Genomic DNA, 4,459 nt, shown 5'->3' with positions numbered 1-4,459 from the left:
AAACGACTTGACAGTGGATGTATGAGTTAGTAGTCTAGGTTGTTCGAAATGGTGTGATGAAGTGCTGTTGAGAGGGATGATAACCTGCTATTTAGCTGAGGGAGTGGATATATGTGGTTATGTAGGGACGGCGCTGTTACAAAGCATCGAGAAGAAGTAAGAGAAGAAAGATTAATAGGGAATTAACAGGAAAAGACAAAGGAGAGAGAGATGATTTCCAAGCTATGGCTAAAGTTGGCCATGTTTGCGAGTGCGGTGACGCTGGCGGGAGCTGTGCATGCAAACATACCGAGCGTCCCGGATGTGACGTATGAAGCACTGGGTTTGGATCGAAGTGCGACGCCGAAGCAACTGCACGAAGCGTTAGTGAAGCGTTACAAAGATCCGGAGCAAGGAGCTGGGAAAGGGACGATGGGAGATTACTGGGAGCCGATACCACTGAGCACCTACATGGATCCTGCGACATTTTACGAACCGCCGGTCTCAATGAGAGACAAAGCGGAGCGTAAGGAATGCGTGGAATGTCACTCAGACGAATCACCGGTATGGGTACAAGCTTGGAAAAAGAGCACACATGCGAACCTGGACAAAGTAAGGGCATTAAAACCGGAAGATCCGACATACTACAAAAAAGCGAAACTTGAAGACGTAGAGAAAAACCTGCGTTCGCTGGGCTATTTGAAAGATGGCGAACCACTGAAAGAAGTTGGATGTATAGATTGCCATGCGGGGATCAACCAGCAAGGCAAGATAGACCACAGCAAAGACCTGATCATGCCAACGGCAGATGTTTGCGGCAAATGTCACCTACAGGAGTTTGCCGAACGGGAATCCGAACGTGACACCATGATATGGCCGAACGGTCAATGGCCGGATGGACGACCGTCCCATTCGCTGGACTACAGCGCCAACGTAGAGACCACAGTATGGGCAGCGATGCCGCAACGTGAAGTAGCCGAAGGTTGTACGATGTGTCACTACAATCAGAACAAATGCGACGGCTGCCATACCCGTCACGAATTTTCAGCAGCGGAATCCCGCAAGCCGGAAGCGTGCGCAACCTGTCACAGCGGCGTAGACCACAACAACTGGGAAGCGTACTCCATGTCCAAGCACGGCAAGATAGTCTCGATGCTGGGGAACAAATGGAACTGGGAAGTTGAGCTCAAAGACGCCTACAGCAAAGGCGGCCAAACAGCGCCGACCTGTGCAGGCTGCCACATGGAATTTGAAGGCGAATATGCGCACAACATGGTAAGAAAAGTACGCTGGGCAAACTACCCATTCGTACCAGGCATAGCCGAGAACATCAACAGCGAATGGGCGGAAGAAAGACTGGATGCATGGGTAATAACCTGTACCCAATGTCACTCAGAACGTTTTGCGCGCTCCTATCTTGATCTGATGGACAAAGGGACCCTGCAAGGATTAGCCAAATACCAAGATGCACACGCAATAGTATCGAAGCTATATGAAGAAGGATTGCTGGCAGGACAGAAAACCAACCGTCCGAACCCACCGGCACCCGAAAAACCAGGCTTCATGATCTTCACCCAATTATTCTGGTCACAGGACAACAACCCTGCATCCATGGAACTCAAAGTACTCGAGATGGGTGAAAACGACCTGGCCAAAATGCACGTAGGTTTTGCGCACGTCAACCCGGGCGGATGGACATACACCGAAGGTTGGGGACCGATGAACCGCGCCTACGTTGAAGTGCAAGACGAAAACACACGGATACGTGAAATGATTGCACTGAAAGAACGCGTAGCCAAACTGGAGACCAAACGCACCAGCTTACTCGACTTAGACAGCACAGCAGAGAAAATCTCACTGGGTGGTTTAGGTGGAGGCATGCTATTAGCCGGCACACTAGCACTGGCAGGCTGGCGCAAACGTAAGCAAAGCGAAGCTTGATACCCGCAGAGACAACCGACCGGGACGTACCAGCGAAACGGTCGGGAGACAAACTACTCCCGTCACTAGGCATACTCCTGGTGGCGGGAGGTTTAGTTTTACTGGGATGGGTAGCGTATACCACATGGTTAAAACCGATAGATGCTCCCTATCATTACCAGCAAATATCCACAGGAAACCCGCAGAGCTACCCCGAACTCGAATTAGGTGACTGGCCAGACCTCACCATCAGCCGCTATGACATAGTCGTTCCGGACATCACCAAACCCATAGCGCAAGCCACCGTAGCGCAACGTGGAAACAGCGCGCCGGTACTGGTCAAATGGCAAAACAACAGCAAAGAAATACTGCACACCCTGGACTGGAAATCAAGTGAACTCAGTGCGCTGTCCAAAGCGATCCAACAACATGCCCCCAAAGATGCATTACTGATCGCATGGTGGGACCTCTCACAGCAACTCAACCTACTGACCGGCTACGAAACCCTATTCACCAACCACCTGAAAGAACCGCTAATCATACCGCAGCACTGGCAGGCATACAGCCAGGCGATAGACGCCTATGAAAATGAATTCTGGCAAAACAAAGCAGAGCGGCAGGAAATCGAACAATTCGAACAATTCAGTCTGGCACTGGCATCAAAACCGGAAGACGGCGTACCGATACTACGCAAACTAATCGGTTCCGACCGGGAAGCCTATCTGATCATCCATGTTACAGACCTGTACAAACTAGGACTTCTACATCCGGAAAGAATAGGTGTAGCGTATCAGAACTTCCCATTGAGCGGCAACATACACGGCATGATCAACCACATGAAAGTGCAGCTCAAAGAAAACGACTTTGAAACCTACACCCTGCAATCGATCACAGACACAGAAATCAGAGTATATTTCCTGACAGACACAGAAAGCAGTCAAGCCATGTTGGCGCAAATGTTGCCATTTACAGACAAACCGACCCCCATGGAACTGGAAGCGTTACAACTGCTCTATCAGAAAGGAGGGTATTGGTTATACAAAATACCCGCAAAGCAGGGATAGAGAAAAGTATCATGGTCATATAAAATAAAACCTCGGCGGCAACGATACTAAAAAATAAACCGTACGAATCATGCCGGTATCTTTACAGCAGAGAGTGATAGCGTAGAATACGCGGCACACAAACATGAAATAAAAAAGCATAAAGGAGGAAGGATGAAACACCCAATAACCTATATACTGGCGTTCATAGCACTATTTGCGTTTTTCACAGGCACAGCCGTAGCGGACTTTGAAGGACGTAAGAAATGCAGCTCCTGCCACAAATCACAAGCCAAATCGTGGAGCGAAACTGCGCATGGCAATGCGATGGAATCACTCAAAGCAGGAGAGCGCAAAGAAGCGAAAATCAAAGCAGGACTGGATCCGGACAAAGATTACACCCAAGACAAAGACTGCGTAGGCTGTCACGTCGATGGATGGGGGCAAAAAGGCGGTTATACAGTAGAAAAGCCGAAAAGAATGCTAGCAGCAGTAGGTTGCGAATCATGTCATGGACCAGGCAAGAAATATCGGGGTGACCACCGTAAAGGCGGACAAGCATTTGAACGCAACGGCAGAACGATGGAACGCTCGGTACTGGCGAGAAAAGGGCAAAACTTTCACTTTGAAGAAGCGTGTGCAGCCTGTCACTTAAACTATGAAGGATCAAGCTGGAAAGGTGCAAAAGCGCCGTACACACCATTCACCCCGGAAGTAGACGAGAAATACCGGTTTGACTTTGACAAAATGGTGAAAAACGACAAAGCGATGCACGCGCATTACAAACTGGACGGAGCCTTTGTAGGCGAACCGAAATTCAAATATCATGATGAATTCCAGTCCAACGCGCAGGAAGGCGAAAAAGGCGGAGATGATGACGATGATGATGGTGACGACGATTAAAGGGAGACCTGAATGACCGTATTACAAAAAGGAGCGATCGGGACGTTATTGACCGGAGCGTTATTGGGGATCGTACTGATCGGTGTGGTATTTGGAGGAGAAGCGGCCTTATCGACCGATGAATTCTGCACAAGCTGTCACTCGATGACCTATCCACAGGATGAACTGAAGGAATCGACACATTATGGGGCACTGGGAGTGAATCCTGGCTGCAAGGACTGTCATATTCCGCAGGGTTTCAGGAATTTCCATCTGGCGGTATATACCCATGTAGTGGATGGTGCGCGGGAATTATGGTTGGAGATGGTGAATGATTACTCGACACTGGAGAAATTCAACGAACGTCGGTTGATTATGGCGCACGATGCACGGATGAATTTGAAGAAATGGGACAGTGTAACGTGTCGTGATTGTCATAAGAATCCGGATCCGCCTGGAGAGGATGCGCAGGCGGCACATAAGCGGATGGAGACACATGGAGCGACGTGTATAGATTGTCATCAGAATCTGGTGCATGAAGAAGTACCGATGACGGATTTGGATGTTAGCCGTGCGGAAGGGAAATTGGTATTAAAGGCTGACGACTGGGATAACTGGGAAGGGGAAGACGATGA

Annotated in this window: 4 protein-coding genes; all 4 read left to right on the top strand. The window is 49.3% G+C overall.

The genetic code is table 11. From position 1 onward, the window contains the following. Positions 1–210 precede the first annotated feature (210 nt). On the top strand, positions 211–1,920 hold the full coding sequence (locus KF784_19675; GenBank protein MBX3121281.1) for a hypothetical protein: 1,710 nt from the start codon (positions 211–213) through the stop codon (positions 1,918–1,920). Positions 1,921–2,000: 80 nt separating this feature from the next. Next, positions 2,001–2,963, top strand: coding sequence for a hydroxylamine oxidation protein HaoB (gene haoB / locus KF784_19670; protein MBX3121280.1), 963 nt, complete (start codon positions 2,001–2,003; stop codon positions 2,961–2,963). Between the two features lie 153 nt (positions 2,964–3,116). Further along, entirely contained in the window at positions 3,117–3,845 is a 729-nt protein-coding gene (locus KF784_19665) for a hypothetical protein (protein ID MBX3121279.1), read from the top strand. Positions 3,846–3,857: 12 nt separating this feature from the next. Next, the coding region (locus tag KF784_19660; GenBank protein ID MBX3121278.1) for a NapC/NirT family cytochrome c at positions 3,858–4,459 on the top strand (602 nt) is incomplete at its 3' end.

Source organism: Fimbriimonadaceae bacterium (assembly GCA_019638775.1).
Lineage (GTDB): Bacteria > Armatimonadota > Fimbriimonadia > Fimbriimonadales > Fimbriimonadaceae > JAHBTD01.
This window is presented reverse-complemented; position numbering and strand designations above follow the sequence as displayed.

Bases quoted from the DNA above. Each gene is read 5' to 3' on its own strand.
- KF784_19665 (MBX3121279.1), top strand. From the start codon at position 3,117: ATGAAACACCCAATAACCTATATACTGGCGTTCATAGCACTATTTGCG.
- KF784_19675 (MBX3121281.1), top strand. From the start codon at position 211: ATGATTTCCAAGCTATGGCTAAAGTTGGCCATGTTTGCGAGTGCGGTG.